This window comes from Burkholderia sp. KBS0801, assembly GCF_005937855.2.
Taxonomy (GTDB): domain Bacteria; phylum Pseudomonadota; class Gammaproteobacteria; order Burkholderiales; family Burkholderiaceae; genus Burkholderia; species Burkholderia ambifaria.
Genome location: NZ_CP042177.1, coordinates 2,011,005 through 2,028,227, shown reverse-complemented (window position 1 = coordinate 2,028,227; position 17,223 = coordinate 2,011,005). Strand labels below are relative to the sequence as shown.

Annotated in this window: 19 protein-coding genes; 12 read left to right on the top strand and 7 right to left on the bottom strand. The window is 66.6% G+C overall.

The window, feature by feature from the left end:
• Positions 1-13 precede the first annotated feature (13 nt).
• Both FFI87_RS09610 and FFI87_RS09605 read left to right on the top strand, forming a co-directional pair.
• Complete coding sequence (locus tag FFI87_RS09610) at positions 14-1,189, top strand: AAA family ATPase (protein WP_138847581.1); 1,176 nt, start codon at positions 14-16, stop codon at positions 1,187-1,189.
• Between the two features lie 278 nt (positions 1,190-1,467).
• Complete coding sequence (locus FFI87_RS09605; protein ID WP_011657079.1) at positions 1,468-2,532, top strand: glycosyltransferase family 4 protein; 1,065 nt, start codon at positions 1,468-1,470, stop codon at positions 2,530-2,532.
• A 96-nt stretch (positions 2,533-2,628) separates the two neighbouring features.
• Here the strand turns inward: FFI87_RS09605 and FFI87_RS09600 are convergent, their stop codons facing one another.
• The 3 genes from FFI87_RS09600 to FFI87_RS09590 all read right to left on the bottom strand — a co-directional run bounded on the left by FFI87_RS09600 (position 2,629) and on the right by FFI87_RS09590 (position 4,523).
• Positions 2,629-3,216 (bottom strand): YSC84-related protein, encoded by a 588-nt coding sequence (locus FFI87_RS09600; protein WP_011657078.1) that lies wholly within the window; start codon positions 3,214-3,216, stop codon positions 2,629-2,631.
• Positions 3,217-3,454: 238 nt separating this feature from the next.
• Positions 3,455-3,913: a membrane protein gene (locus FFI87_RS09595; RefSeq protein ID WP_011657077.1), complete on the bottom strand. Its 459-nt coding sequence runs from the start codon at positions 3,911-3,913 to the stop codon at positions 3,455-3,457.
• Between the two features lie 319 nt (positions 3,914-4,232).
• Complete coding sequence (locus FFI87_RS09590) at positions 4,233-4,523, bottom strand: PsiF family protein (RefSeq protein ID WP_012364040.1); 291 nt, start codon at positions 4,521-4,523, stop codon at positions 4,233-4,235.
• 274 nt (positions 4,524-4,797) lie between these two features.
• Here FFI87_RS09590 and FFI87_RS09585 point away from each other — a divergent pair, with 274 nt between their 5' ends.
• Complete coding sequence (locus FFI87_RS09585; RefSeq protein ID WP_138847582.1) at positions 4,798-5,820, top strand: asparaginase; 1,023 nt, start codon at positions 4,798-4,800, stop codon at positions 5,818-5,820.
• An 83-nt stretch (positions 5,821-5,903) separates the two neighbouring features.
• On the opposite strand, the gene lysM is transcribed toward FFI87_RS09585, so the two are convergent.
• From lysM to gcl, 4 genes are all read right to left on the bottom strand, one after another.
• Complete coding sequence (gene lysM / locus FFI87_RS09580) at positions 5,904-6,374, bottom strand: peptidoglycan-binding protein LysM (protein WP_006755060.1); 471 nt, start codon at positions 6,372-6,374, stop codon at positions 5,904-5,906.
• A 480-nt stretch (positions 6,375-6,854) separates the two neighbouring features.
• Positions 6,855-7,748, bottom strand: coding sequence for a 2-hydroxy-3-oxopropionate reductase (locus tag FFI87_RS09575; RefSeq protein ID WP_138847583.1), 894 nt, complete (start codon positions 7,746-7,748; stop codon positions 6,855-6,857).
• A gap of 41 nt (positions 7,749-7,789) precedes the next feature.
• Positions 7,790-8,599: a hydroxypyruvate isomerase gene (hyi, locus tag FFI87_RS09570; RefSeq protein WP_059687389.1), complete on the bottom strand. Its 810-nt coding sequence runs from the start codon at positions 8,597-8,599 to the stop codon at positions 7,790-7,792.
• Between the two features lie 44 nt (positions 8,600-8,643).
• Positions 8,644-10,419, bottom strand: coding sequence for a glyoxylate carboligase (gene gcl / locus FFI87_RS09565; protein ID WP_138847584.1), 1,776 nt, complete (start codon positions 10,417-10,419; stop codon positions 8,644-8,646).
• Between the two features lie 171 nt (positions 10,420-10,590).
• Between gcl and FFI87_RS09560 the strand changes: the two genes are divergently transcribed.
• The 9 genes from FFI87_RS09560 (at position 10,591) to FFI87_RS09520 (ending at position 17,218) form a co-directional block, all read left to right on the top strand.
• Positions 10,591-11,502, top strand: coding sequence for a LysR family transcriptional regulator (locus tag FFI87_RS09560; protein WP_138847585.1), 912 nt, complete (start codon positions 10,591-10,593; stop codon positions 11,500-11,502).
• Positions 11,503-11,674: 172 nt separating this feature from the next.
• Entirely contained in the window at positions 11,675-12,316 is a 642-nt protein-coding gene (locus FFI87_RS09555) for an RNA polymerase sigma factor (protein ID WP_138847586.1), read from the top strand.
• Positions 12,306-13,211 (top strand): anti-sigma factor family protein, encoded by a 906-nt coding sequence (locus FFI87_RS09550; protein ID WP_138847587.1) that lies wholly within the window; start codon positions 12,306-12,308, stop codon positions 13,209-13,211. The genes FFI87_RS09555 and FFI87_RS09550 overlap by 11 nt, the downstream gene beginning before the upstream one ends.
• Before the next feature lie 241 nt (positions 13,212-13,452).
• Entirely contained in the window at positions 13,453-13,827 is a 375-nt protein-coding gene (gene rpsF, locus FFI87_RS09545; RefSeq protein ID WP_006755436.1) for a 30S ribosomal protein S6, read from the top strand.
• Between the two features lie 40 nt (positions 13,828-13,867).
• On the top strand, positions 13,868-14,167 hold the full coding sequence (gene priB / locus FFI87_RS09540; protein WP_011657069.1) for a primosomal replication protein N: 300 nt from the start codon (positions 13,868-13,870) through the stop codon (positions 14,165-14,167).
• Between the two features lie 4 nt (positions 14,168-14,171).
• A complete protein-coding gene (rpsR, locus tag FFI87_RS09535) occupies positions 14,172-14,447 on the top strand; it encodes a 30S ribosomal protein S18 (RefSeq protein ID WP_011657068.1) in 276 nt (91 codons plus the stop codon).
• Between the two features lie 27 nt (positions 14,448-14,474).
• Complete coding sequence (rplI, locus tag FFI87_RS09530; protein WP_006755438.1) at positions 14,475-14,927, top strand: 50S ribosomal protein L9; 453 nt, start codon at positions 14,475-14,477, stop codon at positions 14,925-14,927.
• Between the two features lie 143 nt (positions 14,928-15,070).
• The gene (locus FFI87_RS09525; protein WP_006755439.1) at positions 15,071-16,453 is read left to right on the top strand and encodes a replicative DNA helicase; all 1,383 of its coding nucleotides are present in this window, start codon (positions 15,071-15,073) and stop codon (positions 16,451-16,453) included.
• Positions 16,454-16,591: 138 nt separating this feature from the next.
• Positions 16,592-17,218, top strand: a complete 627-nt coding sequence (locus FFI87_RS09520) for a DUF47 domain-containing protein (protein ID WP_012364034.1) — start codon at positions 16,592-16,594, stop codon at positions 17,216-17,218.
• Positions 17,219-17,223 lie beyond the last annotated feature (5 nt).

Here is a 17,223-nt window from a genome sequence, read left to right as displayed (position 1 = left end):
GCCCTCCGTCACCATGACCGCGCTGAACACGCTCGCCATCGCCAATTACCGCTCGCTGCGTGAGCTGATCGTGCCGCTCGCGGCGCTCAACGTCGTCACCGGGCCGAACGGAAGCGGCAAGTCGAGCGTGTACCGCGCGCTGCGCCTGCTCGCCGACACCGCGCAGGGCCGCGTGATCCCGTCGCTCGCGCGCGAGGGCGGATTGCCGTCGACGCTGTGGGCCGGCCCCGAGCGCTTCTCGCGCGCGATGCTGGCCGGCGACGTGCCGGTGACGGGCACGGTGCGCAAGGGACCCGTGAGCCTGAGGCTCGGCTTCGCGTGCGACGATTTCGGCTATGCGATCGATCTCGGCCTGCCGGTCCCGAGCCATTCGCAGTTCGCGCTCGATCCGGTGGTCAAGCGCGAATGCATCTGGAGCGGCGCGCTGCCGCGCCCGTCGACGCTGCTGGTCGACCGGCAGGGGGCGCAGATCCGCACGCGCACCGCGTCGGGCGAGTGGCGGACGATTCCGCAGCCGGTCGCGAGCTTCGACAGCATGATGACCGAGTTCGCCGATCCGACCGGCGCGCCGGAGATGATCGCGGTGCGCGAGCGGATCCGCTCGTGGCGCTTCTACGATCATTTCCGGACCGACGCGCAGGCGCCGGCCCGGCAGTCGCATATCGGCACCCATACGCCGGTGCTGGCGGACGACGGCGCCGATCTGGCCGCCGCGCTGCAGACGATTCGCGAAATCGGCGACGGCGCGGCACTCGATGCGGCGATCGACGACGCGTTTCCCGGCGCGTCGGTCGAGATCGACAATCCGGGCGGCCGCGGCCGCTTCGACGTGCTGATGCGCCAGCCCGGGCTGCTGCGGCCGCTCGCCGCCGCCGAACTGTCCGACGGCACGCTGCGCTACCTGCTGCTCGCGGCCGCGCTGCTGACGCCGCGGCCGCCGGCGCTGATGGTGCTGAACGAACCGGAGACGAGCCTGCACCCCGATCTGCTGCCGGCGCTTGGCCGCCTGATCGCGCAGGCCGCGCGGCGTTCGCAGGTGCTGGTCGTGTCGCACGCGGCGCGGCTCATCGCGACGCTCGAGCGCGAGGCCGGCTGCGAATCGCTGGTGCTCGACAAGCAGCTGGGCGCGACCGCGCTCGTCGATGCCGACACGCGCGACCTGCCGGCATGGAAGTGGCCGTCGCGTTGACCGGCACGGCGGCGAGCGTTCGATGATGATCCTCGCCCCATGAAGGGCCCCGGCAGGGCTGCTCCCGAACGCCCTGGCGCGCCGCGCGGAATGTATCCGGTCTGTAACAACGCCCATAAAATGAAAGGCTGACGGTTCCCTGTACGGCGATCGCGAATAATAATGGGATATCCGGCTGGCGCCATGCCGGCCGGCGCCGCATGAAAGCGGGGCGGGCGCAAACTGCGCGCACGCCCGCCGGCCGTGCGGCAACGGACAGGACACAGGAGACGTGGACCATGAGAATTGCCCAGATCGCCCCGCTGACCGAATCGGTGCCGCCGAAGCTGTACGGCGGCACGGAGCGCGTCGTGTCCTACATCACCGAGGCGCTCGTCGATCTCGGCCATGATGTGACGCTGTTCGCCAGCGGCGATTCGACGACCCGGGCGAAGCTCGAACCCGTGTGGCCGCGCGCGCTGCGGCTCGATTCGTCGATCCGCGACCGGGTTGCCCCGCACATGCTGCTGATGGAGACGGTCGCGCGCCGCGCGAAGGACTTCGACGTGCTCCATTTCCACATGGACTACTACTCATTCTCGGTCTTCAACCGGCAGCAAACGCCGTACGTGACGACGCTGCACGGCCGGCTCGACCTGCCCGAGCAGCAGCCGGTGTTCGACACGTTCAACACGGCGCCCGTGATCTCGATTTCCAATTCGCAGCGCCAGCCGCTGCCGCAGGCGAAGTGGCTGACGACGGTCTACCACGGGCTGCCCGAGACGATGTACATGCCGCAGCCCGTCGAGCCGCGCTATCTCGCGTTCCTGGGCCGTATCTCGCCGGAGAAGCGCGTCGACACGGCGATCCGGATCGCCGGCCAGTGCGGGCTGCCGATCCGGATCGCCGCGAAGATCGATGCGGCCGACGAGGAATACTTCGACCGCGAGATCAAGCCGCTTTTCGCGTTGCCGCACGTCGAATTCATCGGCGAGATCGCCGATCACCAGAAGGCCGAATTCCTGTCGGGCGCGCATGCGCTGCTGTTTCCGATCGACTGGCCGGAGCCGTTCGGCCTGGTGATGATCGAGGCGATGTCGTGCGGCACGCCGGTGATCGCATTCAATCGCGGCGCGGTGCCGGAAGTGATCGACGAGGGCGTGTCGGGTTTCATCGTCGAGGATGAAATCAGCGCGGTGGCCGCCGTGAACCGGCTGCACCTGCTGCCGCGCGCGCGCGTGCGGCAGCGCTTCGAGCAGCGCTTCACGTCGCGCCGGATGGCGCAGCAGTACGTCGACGTCTACCAGTCGCTGATTCGCGCGCAGAAGCGCTCGCGCTTCAAGGTGATCGACTCGACGACCTGACGCGCGACGCGAGCAAATAAAAAAACGGCGATGCCCGCAAGGACATCGCCGTTTGCGCATGGCCCGCGCACGCTGTGCACGGGCATGGCGTCAGCGTCAGATCTTGAGCTTCGTGACCTTCGTGCCGTTGATCGACACGTCGCCCATCAGGCCTGCGTTCGTGAGCACGATGACCTGGACCGGTGCGGTGGCCGTGTTGGAATCGACCGCGCCGTTCGCGCCCATCTTCACCAGCGCGACCGACGCGCCGGCGCCGGCTGCCCAACCGTCCGAGCCGCGGAATTCGTCGAGCGCTTCCTGCGTCATGAACAGGAACACGATCGCCTTCGACTGCGCGCCGGCCTGCAGGCCGACCGACAGCGACGACGTGTTGTAGTAGCCGACCGTGCTGCCGCCGACGCGCAGCGCGCCGTTGCCGGACTGGCCGCCGACGATCAGGCCGGCCTGCAGCACGTTCGGGAACACCAGCACGCCGCGCGACTTCGCGACGAGCTCACGCGAACCCTTGACCGTGGAATACATGCGCGACAGCGTGGCGTCGACGCTCGAGTCGATCGCTTGACGCTTCGACGCGTTGGTCGCGGCGTTGTCCGGCTTGTCCGGGGTAGTGGTGCAACCGGTGAGCGCGAGGCTACCGACGATGAGCGCAGCGGCAGCTTTCAGCACAAGATTCCGTTTTTGCATCGTTATTCTCCATCGGATGACGTTCGGAGTGAGTCTCGCTCAGGGAGCGGATCACGTCGGCAGTTATATCACAGTGGATTACAGCCCCTTTTCATTGCGACGTGAAAAAGCGTCAAATCGTGCGGGGATGTCGCGGCGCGCCAACGGACGGCGCGGCGCGTGCGGCGACGCGTCGCGCCCCGGGCGGTGGCAGGCGGCCAGCGGAAAAGGAAGAGAGGGGCTGCGCGTCAATGCGTGATCAATGCGTGACGGGCGGCGCCGGCGGAGCGGGCGGCTTGATCGGCGGGCGGCGCAGCGCACGGCGGATCAGCGCGATCACGACCCCGCATGCGAACAGGAACGCGGCCGGCACGACCCAATAGCCGACGAACGCATGCCACAGATAACCGGCGAGCGTATTGCGGCGCACCACGTATTCGTCGCGGGCCGCCTGCTGGCGTGCCGCGTTGGCGCTCAGCACGTCGGCCGGGCAGCCGGCGGCCCGCGCCGCGTCAGGGTCCCCGTGGCACTTCGCGGCGGCGCCGGCGGCCTGCTGCGCGTCGGTGAGCTGCCAGGTGGTCAGCGCGAGCTCCAGGTCGGCCTTGTTGTACGCCATTTCCTCGCGGATCTCGCGCACGGCGACGATCGCGACGGGCACGGCCCAGAACACGATCACGATCAGCCAGCGGCGAAACCAGCGGTGTTGTCTCCATGCCATCCATGCCTCCGTTTGACGCGGCGTGCGCGTCCGCCTCGAGGGCGGCCCGATGGCGCTTCTTGTACTTGGGTGGGCCGCGTTGCAGCCATCATAGAAGAAATCGCGGCGAATTGCCGCACCATGTGACGGCATTTGCACGGCGTGCCCGGAAAGCGGGGCGGGAGGGCGGCGCAACGTATCGCGGCATCGGTGTGGCGATGCCGCCGGAGGATGCGCCGGCGCATCGGGCGGCATCGCGCGCGTCGATGCGCGTGCAACGAAAACAAAAAAGCCGCGCCCGCCGAAGCGGTGCGCGGCATTCGTGCGGGAGCGCCGGAACTCAGGCGGCCGGCTGGCTGCTCAGGCAGCTCTTCATGAACGCCTTGCGGTCGTCGCCTTTCTTGCCGGTGGCCTGCGTGTTGCAGGCCTTCATCTTTTCCTGCTGCGTCATGGCCTTCGCGGGCTTGGCCGACAGGCATTCCTTCATGAACGCCTTGCGTTCGTCGCCCGTCTTGCCGGTGGCCTGGGTGTTACAGGCCTTCATCTTGTCCTGCTGGCTGTTCGCCGCGAAAGCGGGGGAAGCCAGCATGCCGCCGAGAAGCACTGCGGCTACGAGCGATTGAATTTTCATTTCGACACTCCCATGGGGTGAATTGCGCTTTATATCGACGCCGTCACGAAGCCCGGCGCAACGGGAACAGGGCCGCATCGCGCCGCGCGCTCCGATTATGGCAAATCAATGTGAAAACACCAAAACGGCATTCGTATAACGCGGCGGCCCGCATAGCCGTTGACGGTGCGTACGCGCGCCGGTGATCGGGACAAACCATGACGCGGAGGCGTCTGCTGCGGCCGTACACGCGGAACCTGCCGGATGCCGGCCGCGAGCCATTACAATCGCGGCCATGAATACTCCGAACCCCGCATCCCCTTCGACGGCGGCGGCGCTGCCGCGCATCGCCGTACTCGCCACCGGCGGCACGATCGCCGGCGCCGCGCCGGACGCCGCCAGCACGGCCGGTTACCAGGCCGGCGCGCTCGGCGTCAATTTCCTGCTCGACGCGGTGCCGGCGCTTGCGTCGGTCGCGCGCATCGATGCCGAGCAGGTCGCCAGCATCGACAGCAAGGATCTCGCGCTGCCGCTGTGGAATACGCTCGCCGCGCGCATCGACGCGCTGATGGCCGATCCGGCGATCGACGGCATCGTGATCACCCACGGTACCGACACGCTCGAGGAAACCGCGTACGCGCTGCATCTGGTCGTGACTGGCGACAAGCCGGTCGTGCTGACGGCCGCGATGCGGCCGGCCACCGCGCTGTCGTCCGACGGCCCGCTGAACCTGCTGAACGCAGTGACGGTCGCCGCCCATCCGGACGCGCACGGGCAGGGCGTGCTCGTCGCGTTCAACAACCGGATTCACGGCGCGCGCGACGTCGTGAAGACGAGCACCTATGCGGTCGACGCGTTCCAGTCGCCGGAACTGGGCGCGCTCGGCTGGGTGCAGGACGGCCGCGTCGAATTCGCGCGCCGCGTGACGCGCACGCGCGATGCGCAACTGGCGATCGCTGCGGCGTGGCCGCCGGTCGAAATCGTCGCGAGCTATGCGGGCGTGACGCGCACGGCCGTCGACGCACTCGTCGCGGCCGGCGTGCGCGGCCTCGTCGTCGCGGGCACCGGCAACGGGTCGATCCATGCGACGCTGCAGGCGGCGCTCGTCGATGCGGTGAACGCCGGTGTCGCGGTGGTGCGCGCGTCGCGGGTCGGCTCGGGGCACGTGATGCGCAACGGCGCGGCGAACGACGATGCGCTCGGTTTCGTGAGCGCCGGGTCGCTGAGCCCGTTCAAGGCACGCGTGCTGCTGATGCTGGCGCTCGCGAACGGCATTCAAGGGCGCGAAGCGCTGCAACGCGCATTCGACACGCTGTGACCGTTCGCCGCCGATCGCGCGGCGCGCATGAAAAAAAGGCAGGCCAATGGCCTGCCTTTTTTGCGTCAGTGCTGGGCGATTGCTCAGGACTGCGGCGGAATCACGAGCTTCTGGCCCGGATAGATCCGGTCCGGGCTCGACAGCATCGGCTTGTTCGCCTCGAAGATCGCCGGGTACTTGTTCGCGTCGCCGTACACTTCCTTCGCGATCGCCGACAGCGTGTCGCCCGGCTTCACGTCATGGTACTGAACTTCCTGATCGTCCGGCTGCAGATCGTCGTCGTTGACGCCCGCGACGCCTTGCACGTTGCCGGCCGCGACCTTGACCTTCGCCTTCGTGTCGAGGTCGGCGACGCTGCCCGACAGCGTGACGGTGCGCGACGCGCCGTCGAACGCGACGGTCAGATTCGACGTATCGAGACCCTGCGTGCTGATGTAGTTCTTGATTGCATCGGCCGCGGTCTGGTTCGCCGCATTCGGATCTTCCGCTGCTTGCGCGTCAGCGTGACCCAGCAGTTTTTCACCCGCCTCTTTAATAAACGAAAGAAGACCCATCGCTGCACTCCCTAGGTGGTTGAAAAGAAAACGCGCCGTGAAGTGGCGAAAAAAACACCGCGCTGAGCGCGCTCACCGGAGTGAGCGCCAGGCGCGGCGGATTTCTCGAAAGGCGTGGCGAAAGTGTAGGCGTTCATCGCGACGATTGCATGAAAAATCGCACGCCTGAACGTAAAGAAATGTAATACGCGAAATCCGACAGGCGGACACCCGACGACGACGTCTGACCGACCAAGGCTTCCCCGGCGTCGCCGGGTGCCGCTGCGGACCCCACCACGCCGCTCTCAGCCCAGAGCGGCGTTTTTCGCCCCGTCGCGCACGCTGTTAGCGATGCGCGCCGGAGCGCCCCACCGTGATGCGCGCGTGTTCGCGCACCGATACGACCGGCCGCGGCCGGATCGCGAGCATGCGTCGCGCTGCGCCCGCGCTGCGCCCGCGCGCGTTCGCCGTTGCAGCGAAACGCGCGCCGCTGCATCCGCGTTATGCGGCCGGCGTCTGGCCGATTTCGAAGTTCGACATGATCTCGAGCGCACGCACGAGTGCCGAGTGATCCCATGCCTTGCCGCCGTGCGACGCGCACACGCTGAACAATTGCTGCGCGCTCGCCGTGTGCGGCAGCGCGAGACCGAGCTTGCGTGCACCGTCGAGCGCGAGGTTCAGGTCCTTCTGGTGCAGTTCGATGCGAAAGCCCGGATCGAACGTGCGCTTGGTCATGCGCGCGCCGTGCACTTCGAGGATCCGCGACGCGGCGAAGCCGCCCATCAGCGCCTGGCGCACGCGCTCCGGATCGGCGCCCGAGCGCGCGGCGAACAGCAGCGCTTCGCCGACCGCCTCGATGTTCAGCGCGACGATGATCTGGTTCGCGACCTTGCAGGTCTGGCCCGCGCCGTTGTCGCCGACGAGCGTGATGTTCTTGCCCATTTTCTCGAACAACGGCTTCGCGTGCTCGAAGGCCTGCTCCGGGCCGCCGACCATGATCGTGAGCGTCGCTTCGCGGGCGCCGACTTCGCCGCCGGACACCGGCGCGTCGAGGTAGTCGCAGCCGAGCGCGTTGATCTGCTTCGCGAACTGCTGCGTGTCGAGCGGCGAGATCGAGCTCATGTCGATCACCAGCTTGCCTGCCGTCAGGCCGTTCGCGACGCCGTCGTCGGCGAACAGCACGTTACGCACGTCGGGCGTGTCCGGCACCATCGAGATGATGATGTCCGCGTTCCGCGCGACTTCGGTCGAGTTCGCGACGACCTTCGCGCTCGCGCGCAGGTCGTCCGGCACCGGGAACGCGCCGTTCACGACGAGCTGATGATCGCCCTTGAGCAGGTTGCGCGCCATGTGCGCGCCCATGATGCCGAGGCCGATGAAACCGATGGTTGCCATGTGAAAGTCTCCTGTAGGGGCGTAGGTGGGAAGGGCGGATCTCAGGCGGCGCGACGCGCCGAGCCCGGTGCGCAGCCGGCGACGCTTTGCAGCCAGCCGAGGCCTTCCGTCGTGGTGGTGCGGGGCTTGTATTCGCAGCCGACGTAGCCGGCATAGCCGAGCCGGTCGAGCAGCGCGAACAGGAACGCGTAGTTGATCTCGCCCGTGCCCGGCTCGTTGCGGCCCGGATTGTCCGCGAGCTGGACGTGGCCGATCGACGCGAGGTTGCGTTCGATCGTCGCGGCCAGTTCGCCTTCCATCCGCTGCATGTGATAGATGTCGTACTGCAGGAACAGGTTGTCCGAGCCGACCGCGCGGATCACGTCGAGCCCTTCGGACGAGCGGTTCAGTGCGAAGCCCGGGATGTCGAAGCTATTGCACGGCTCGACCAGCAGGCGGATGCCTTCGCGCTTGAGTGCGTCGGCCGCGAAGCGCAGGTTGTCGACGATCGTGACGAAGGTCTTGTCGCGCGCCGTGCTCGCCGACGGGATGCCGACGAGGCAGTTCAGCTGCGGCACCTTCAGCGCCTTCGCGTACTCGATCGCACGGCCGACACCTTCCTGGAACTCGCTGACGCGATCGGGCAGGCACGCGATGCCGCGCTCGCCCTGGTCCCAGTTGCCGGCGGGCAGGTTGTGCAGCACGAGGCGCAGGCGGTGCGTCTCGAGCCGCTCGGCGAGTTCCTCTTTCGCGTACGGGTACGGGAACAGGAACTCGACGGCGTCGAAGCCCGCGTCCGCGGCCGCCTTGAAGCGGTCGAGGAACGGCACTTCGTTGAACAGCATGGTCAGGTTTGCAGCAAACTTCGGCATGAGCTAAGCCTCTTCGGTCGGTCAGTCAAAAAACGGCGTGCGGATCAGTCGAGCATCGAGATCGCGGTCGGCGCGTGCTCGGCCTTCTCGGCGAGTTCCTCGAACTCGTTGATCGCGTCGATTTCGGTGCCCATCGAGATGTTCGTCACGCGCTCGAGGATCACTTCGACGACGACCGGCACGCTGAACTCCTGCGCGAGCGCCTGCGCCTGCTTCAGCGTCGGCTCGATCTCTTCCGGCTTGAACACGCGCAGCGCCTTGCAGCCGAGGCCTTCGGCGACCGCCACGTGATCGACGCCATAGCCGTTCAGCTCCGGTGCATTGACGTTATCGAACGCGAGCTGCACGCAGTAGTCCATGTCGAACGCGCGCTGGGCCTGGCGGATCAGGCCGAGGTACGAGTTGTTCACCACCACGTGCACGTACGGCAGCTTGAATTGCGCGCCGGCGGCCAGCTCCTCGATCATGAACTGGAAGTCGTAGTCGCCGGACAGCGCGACGATCGGGCGGGTCGGATCGGCCGCACGCACGCCGAGCGCGGCGGGGATCGTCCAGCCGAGCGGGCCTGCCTGGCCGCAGTTGATCCAGTTGCGTGCCTTGAACACGTGCAGGAATTGCGCGGCGGCGATCTGCGACAGGCCGATCGTGCTGACGTAGCACGTATCGCGGCCGAACACCTTGTTCATTTCTTCGTACACGCGCTGCGGCTTGACCGGCACGTTGTCGAAGTGGGTCTTGCGCTGCAGCGTGCGCTTGCGCGCCTGGCACTCGGACACCCACGCGCTGCGGTCCTTCAGCTTGCCGGCGGCCTTCCATTCCTGCGCCACCGCGACGAACAGCTCGAGCGCGGCCTTCGCGTCGGACACGATGCCGAGATCCGGGCCGAACACGCGGCCGATCTGCGTCGGCTCGATGTCGACGTGCACGAACTTGCGGCCCTTCGTATAAACCTCGACGCTGCCCGTGTGGCGGTTCGCCCAGCGGTTGCCGATGCCGAGCACGAAGTCTGACGCGAGCATCGTCGCGTTGCCGTAGCGGTGCGACGTCTGCAGGCCGACCATGCCGGCCATCAGCGGATGGTCGTCGGGAATCGCGCCCCACGACATCAGCGTCGGGATCACCGGCACGCCGATCGTTTCGGCGAACTGCACGAGCAAGTCTTCGGCCGCCGCGTTGAGCACGCCCCCGCCCGACACGATCAGCGGCTTGTCCGCGTCGTTGAGCATCGCGAGCGCCTTCTCGATCTGCGCGCGGCTCGCCGCGGGCTTGTAGACCGGCAGCGGCTCATACGTGTCGATGTCGAATTCGATTTCGGCGAGCTGCACGTCGATCGGCAGGTCGACCAGCACCGGGCCCGGACGGCCCGAGCGCATCAGGTGGAACGCCTGCTGGAACACGCGCGGCACCAGCGCCGGTTCGCGCACGGTGACGGCCCACTTGGTGACGGGCTTCGCGATCGACTCGATGTCGACGGCCTGGAAGTCTTCCTTGTACAGGCGTGCACGCGGTGCCTGGCCCGTGATCGCGAGGATCGGAATCGAGTCGGCCGACGCGGAGTACAGGCCGGTGATCATGTCGGTGCCGGCGGGGCCCGACGTGCCGATGCACACGCCGATGTTGCCGGGCGCGGCACGCGTGAAGCCTTCGGCCATGTGCGACGCGCCTTCGACGTGGCGGGCCAGCACGTGGCTGATGCCGCCCGACTTGCGCATCGCGGAATAGAACGGGTTGATCGCTGCGCCCGGCACGCCGAACGCGGTCTGGATGCCTTCCTTCTCGAGCACGAGTACGGCTGCGTCGACGGCTCTCATCTTGGCCATGCATGTCTCCTTGAATGTGTGGATCTTGCGAATCGGTCTGTTGGGAACACTTTAGGGATGCAGGAAAGGTTTGATAAGATCAGCCGAAGTCGCTTATTTCGAAACTAAAAGTATGGAATGACGGCCGGACGGGGCTTCCCGCCGGCGTCGACGCCGGGACGGAGACAGGAGATGGATCGTTTCAAGCAGATCGAGACGTTCGTGCGGGTCGCGGACGCGGGCAGCCTCGCGGCGGCGGCGCTCGAGGAGGGCGTGTCGCCGGTGGTGCTCGGGCGGCGCATCGACGCGCTCGAGAAGCGCCTCGGCGTGAAGCTGATGTACCGCTCGACGCGGCGGCTGGTGGTCAGCGAGGAGGGCGCCGCGTTCCTCGAGCGCTGCCGCGGGCTGCTGTCCGAATGGGATCAGGCCGAGAACGAGCTGGCCGCCGGGCGGCGTGCGGTCAGCGGGCATCTGATCGTGTCCGCGCCGGCCGCGTTCGGCCGCAAGCACGTCGCGCCGCACGCGCCCGGTTTCCTCGTCGACAAGCCGGAAATGCAGCTGTCGTTCAACCTGACCGATCGCGTCGTCGATCTGGTGCGCGAAGGCTACGACCTGTCGATCCGGATCGGCGGCTCGGTCGATCCGAACTTCGTCGCGGTGAAGCTCGCGTCGAACCGGCGCGTCGTGTGCGGCACGCCCGAGTATTTCCGCCGTCACGGCCGGCCGAAGTCGCTGGACGACCTGCTCAAGCACAACTGTCTGGCATTCAACCTGCAGGGCGGGCAGAACCGCGGCTGGTATTTCCAGCGCCACGGCAAGATCGTCACGATGCGGGTGGCCGGCAATCTCGACTGCAACGACGGCGAACTGCTGCATCGGTGGGTGGCCGAGAGCCTCGGGCTCGGCTGGCGCTCGACCTGGGAAATCGCCGCGCAGCTCGAGACGGGCGAACTCGAGACGGTGCTCGACGAATACGCGCTGCCGGACTACGACATCCTCGCGGTCTATCCGCAACAGCGCTACGTGCCCGCGCGCGTGCGCTACTTCATCGACTACCTGCGCGACGCGTATGCGCGGCCCGGCTACTGGAGCAGCACGCCGTAACGGGCGCGGCGGGCAACGCATTTTTTGCGCTTCACCGGCTTCATGCGGGAATAAACTCGATGCAGCGGCGGTAAGGTCATCGAGTGCGCGCGCTGCCGGTCCGTCCGGGCATCGGACGCGAGAACGGACGCAAGACGGGCGCGGTTTCGGCCGCCGGGACCAGGGAGGCCATGTGGGGCAAGCCGGACAGGCGGTCGACGAGCGGGCGGAGGACGACGCGATCGCGCGCGGCGAGCGGTTTCGCGCGCTCGTGCTGCCGCATCTCGACGCCGCGTACAACCTCGCACGCTGGCTGAGCGGCAATCCGGGTGATGCGGACGACGTCGTCCAGGACGCGTGCATGCGCGCGCTGCGCTTCGTCGACTCGTGCCGCGGCGACAACGCCCGGCCGTGGCTGCTGACGATCGTGCGCCACACCTGGTACACGGAGTGGCGGCGCCGCATCCACGCGCACGAGGTTGCACTGCCCGACACGCTCGACGACACGGAGGTGCCCGACGACTGGCAGCCGGCGCCCGGGGATCCGCTCGCGCAGTTGCTGCGCGGCGAGAACGTGCGGCTCGTGAACGCGGCGCTCGCGAAGCTGCCGCCCGAATACCGCGAGGTGCTGGTGCTGCGCGAGATGGAGGATTTGAGCTACCGCGAGATCGCGGCGATCGCCGACGTGCCGGTGGGCACGGTGATGTCGCGGCTCTCGCGCGGCCGGCGCCGGCTTGCGGCGCTGCTGGACGGCACGCAGGTGCCGCCGTCCGGACCCGCGTCGGGGCGTGCGTCGGCGAGCGGAACCGCATCGGAGGCGATCGATGGACTGTAACGAAGCGCGAGCCTTGCTGGACGCGGACGTCGACCGCGAGCTGTCGGCGCCCGATGCGTTGCGCGTCCAGCGGCATGTCGACGGGTGCGACGCGTGCCGCCGCGAACGCGAGCGGATCGTCGTGCTGGGGCGGGCCGTGCGGCAGGCCGATTACCACCGCGCGCCCGATGCGCTGCGGGCGAGCATCCTCGCGGCGCTGCCGGCGACAGGCGGCGCGAGCGAGCGCGGGCCGGCCGCGGCGGCGCCGGAGCCCGATGCGGCGCCGCGGCCGCGGCCTCGGCCTCGCTCAAGCGGGCGCCGCTGGTTCTCCTGGCCGGCTGGACGCGGCGTATCGGCTCGCCCGGGTTCTGCCGGGCCGGGGCCGCGCGTCACGGCGGTGCCTGGGCTCGGCTGGGGCGTGGCGCTGGTGGTCGCGCTCGCCGCGGCGGCCGGGATGACGCTGTCCGCCCGTCACGCCGAAACCGGCCAGATGGTCGACGAGCTGGTCGCGAGCCACGTGCGGGCCGGCCTGTCGGCGCGCGACATCGACGTAATTTCGACCGACCGGCATACGGTCAAGCCGTGGTTCAACGGCCGGCTCGACTATGCGCCGCCAGTCGAGGACCTGTCGGCGAGCGGCTTCCCGCTCGTGGGCGGTCGGCTCGACTACGTCGGGCGGCGCCGCGTCGCGGTGCTCGTGTACCGATACCGGCAGCACGTGATCGACTTGTATGTGCGGCCGGCGGGCGGCGGCATGGAGACGGCGCCGTACGCGACCGTGTCGCAGGGCTACGCGCTCGACCGCTGGGAGGCGGCCGGGATGACCTGGTGGGCCGTGACCGACGCCGAGCCGTCGGCGCTCGCCGCGTTCAGGACGGCGCTCGACGCGCGGCTGGGCGGGGCGCGCAGCGAGTGATGGCGGGCCGCGGCGCCGGCCCGTCATCCGCACATGATGCTCCGCCCCCGATTCCCGGGCGGGTGCCCGAGGCGCCATTCGACCGCCGGCGCGGGTTCAAGTCTTTGAAAACATGGCCGAATCCGGTCCGGAATCGTCGATCGGTGTTGCATGCGCCCTGTATCCGGGTTAGAATCTTCGGCTTCTCACTTGCCACACCGGTTCAGACGCCCGGGTGGCTTCAATCCACAAGGAGTGTGTAATGCGTCATTACGAAATCGTATTCATCGTGCACCCCGATCAAAGCGAGCAAGTGCCCGCGATGATCGAGCGTTACAAGACCACGATCACGACGCACGGCGGCCAGATCCACCGTGTCGAAGACTGGGGCCGTCGCCAACTGGCCTACATGATCGAGAAACTCGCGAAGGCTCACTACGTCTGCATGAACATCGAGTGCGACCAGACGACGCTCGACGAACTCGAACACGCGTTCAAGTTCAACGACGCCGTGCTGCGCCACCTCATCGTCAAGATGAAGAAGGCCGAGACCGGCCCGTCGCCGATGATGAAGGAAGTTCAGCGCGAAGAAGCCAAGAAGGCGGCTGCTGCTCAGCCGACCGAAGCGCAGGCTTAAGTTCGTCATTCATTAAGCCATCAAGGAGCGCGCTACTCACGTGAACAGGTTGCAATTGACGGCGAGCGTCGTCGAACGCGCACCGGTGCGATATACGCCGGCAGGCGTTCCGATCGCAAGCGCCACGTTGCACCACCGCACGGAAGTCGTCGAAGCAGGCATTCCCCGTCAGGTCGAAATGACGATCGAGGCGGTGGCGGCCGGTGAGGCGAGCGGCAGGCTGGAAAGTCGTGAAATGGGCGTCGAAACGCTGTTCACGGGCTTCCTGGCAAAGAAAAGCCGCAACGCGAGAACCTTGGTGTTTCACATCACAGCATTGCAGGACATTGGAAAGGACTGAAATCATGCCCCGCCCGACTGGTAAGAAATTCGACAAGCGTCGTCAGCAACAAAACCCGCTCTTCAAGCGCAAGAAGTTCTGCCGTTTCACGGCAGCCGGCGTCGACCAGATCGACTACAAGGACACGGAAACGCTGAAGGACTTCATCGGCGAAAACGGCAAGATCACGCCGGCTCGTCTGACGGGTACGAAGGCGCACTATCAGCGTCAGCTGGATACGGCCATCAAGCGTGCGCGTTTCCTCGCGCTGCTGCCGTACACCGATCAGCACAAGGCGTAATCAGGCGACGCAATAAGGAGAATTCGAATGCAAATCATTCTGTTGGAAAAAGTCGCCAATCTGGGTAACCTCGGCGACATCGTCAAGGTCAAGGACGGTTACGCTCGCAACTTCCTGATCCCGAACCGCAAGGCTCGCCGTGCAACGAAGGAAGCGATCGCCGAATTCGAAGTTCGCCGCGCTGAGCTCGAAAAGGTCGCCGCCGAGAAGCTGGCAGCATCGCAGGCAGTCGGCGAGAAGCTGAACGGCCAGTCGTTCGAAATCACGCAGAAGTCGGGCGTCGACGGCCGTCTGTTCGGCTCGGTCACGAACGGCGACATCGCGGAACTGCTGAAGAAGGCAGGCTACGAAGTCGAGAAGCTGCAAGTTCGCATGCCGGAAGGCCCGCTGAAGATGATCGGCGAGCACACGGTTCAGGTCGCGCTGCATACGGACGTCGTCGTCGACGTCACGATCAACGTGATCGGCGACCACGCGTAAGCGTCGTACGCAAGCTTCCCGGGCGGCTTCCGCTGTCCGGACAAGGGCAGGCGCCCGGGCAACCGGGGCCTGCCTTTTTTATTGCCTGTTCGTCGGGGCACGTCTCTAGCAACGTCGTAGGTTATTCGCGATAATCCCAACCCATGAACGCGCCGCAAGATCCTCAAATCGAATCGCTGAAAGTCCCGCCGCACTCGGTCGAAGCCGAGCAGTCGGTGCTTGGCGGCCTGTTGCTCGACAACGCGGCATGGGACCGGATAGCCGACTTCCTGTCGCAGGGCGACTTCTATCGCTACGACCACCGGATCATCTACGAGCACATCGGCCGGCTGATCGCGTCGACGCGCCCGGCCGACGTCGTGACCGTGTACGAAGCGCTGACCACGTCCGGCAAGGCCGACGACGTCGGCGGCCTCGCGTACCTGAACGCACTCGCGCAGAACACGCCGAGCGCGGCCAACATCCGCCGCTATGCGGAAATCGTGCGCGACCGTGCGGTGCTGCGCCGGCTCGTGTCGGTCGCCGATGAAATCTCGGCCGACGCGTTCAATCCGCAGGGCAAGGAAGTCCGCCAGTTGCTTGACGAAGCCGAATCGAAGGTGTTCTCGATCGCGGAAGAAGGCGCGCGCGGCAACCAGGGCTTCCTCGAGATCGGCCCGCTGCTCACGCAGGTCGTCGAGCGCATCGACACGCTGTACCACACCGCGAATCCGAGCGACGTCACGGGCACGCCGACGGGTTTCGTCGACCTCGACCGGATGACGTCCGGGATGCACGGCGGCGAGTTGATCATCGTGGCCGGAAGACCGTCAATGGGCAAAACGGCGTTCTCGATGAACATCGGCGAATACGTCGCCGTCGAGTACGGGTTGCCGGTCGCAGTGTTCTCGATGGAAATGCCGGGCACCCAGCTCGTGATGCGTATGCTCGGCTCGATCGGCCGGCTCGACCAGCACCGGATGCGTACCGGTCGCCTGACCGACGAGGACTGGCCGAAACTCACGCACGCGGTGCAGAAGATGAGCGAGGCGCAGCTCTTCATCGACGAGACGGGTGGCCTGAACCCGATGGAATTGCGCTCGCGCGCGCGGCGTCTCGCACGGCAATGCGGCAAGCTCGGCCTGATCATCGTCGACTACCTGCAGCTGATGTCGGGTTCGTCGCAGGGCGAGAACCGCGCGACCGAAATCTCGGAAATCTCGCGATCGTTGAAGAGTCTGGCGAAGGAGCTGGACGTGCCGGTGATCGCACTGTCGCAGCTGAACCGCGGCCTCGAACAGCGTCCGAACAAGCGTCCGGTGATGTCCGATTTGCGCGAATCGGGCGCAATCGAACAGGATGCGGACGTGATCCTGTTCATTTATCGCGATGAAGTCTACAACCCGGACAGCCCCGACAAGGGCACGGCCGAGATCATCATCGGCAAGCAGCGTAACGGTCCGATCGGCCCCGTTCGGCTCACGTTCCTGGGGCAATTCACGAAGTTCGACAACTTTGCAGGGGCGCAGACCTTCTACGGCGAGTGACGCCGGATGTAAAGCCCTAAATCGCCAAACGTTGTATCCAATCCCGCCGCGCGCATATGCGCGCGGCGCGGCCCGACCGGAAACGGTACAATGTCGCCCGTTTTCGTGACAGTAGTTTGACAATCTCTCAGGAATCCCATGTTCGGTCGATTCATGCCCACCGAGGGCAAGTTCTTTGAACTCTTCAACGCGCACGCGAAGCACATCGTTTCCGGTGGCCGCGAGCTCGAACTGCTGATCGACAATCTCGCCGACGCCGAGATTCACAAGCAAAACGTGCAAATCGCCGAGAAGGCCGCTGACAAGCTGACGCACGAAGCGATCGATCTGCTGCACAAGACCTTCATCACGCCGCTCGATCGCGACGAGATCCACAAGCTGATCACGACGATGGACGACATCCTCGACCTGATGGAAGACGTCGCGACGGCCGTGTCGCTGTACGACGTGCGCTCCGTCACGTCCGAGGCGAGCCAGCTCGCGCACATCGTCACGCAGTCGGCCCAGCACGTGCAGCAGGCCGTCGCCATGCTGTCCGACATGAAGCAGTCGGCGCAGATCCTCAAGCAATGCGAAGAGATCGACCGCTGGGAGTCGGAGGCCGACCGCGTGCTGCGCTCGGCGATGTCGAAGCTGTTCCGCGAGGAAGACGACGTGAAGACGCTCATCAAGCTGAAGGCGATCTACGAGCTGCTCGAGGAGATCACCGACAAGTGCGAGGACGTCGCGAACATCATCGAAGGCATCGTGCTGGAAAACGCCTGAGCGGA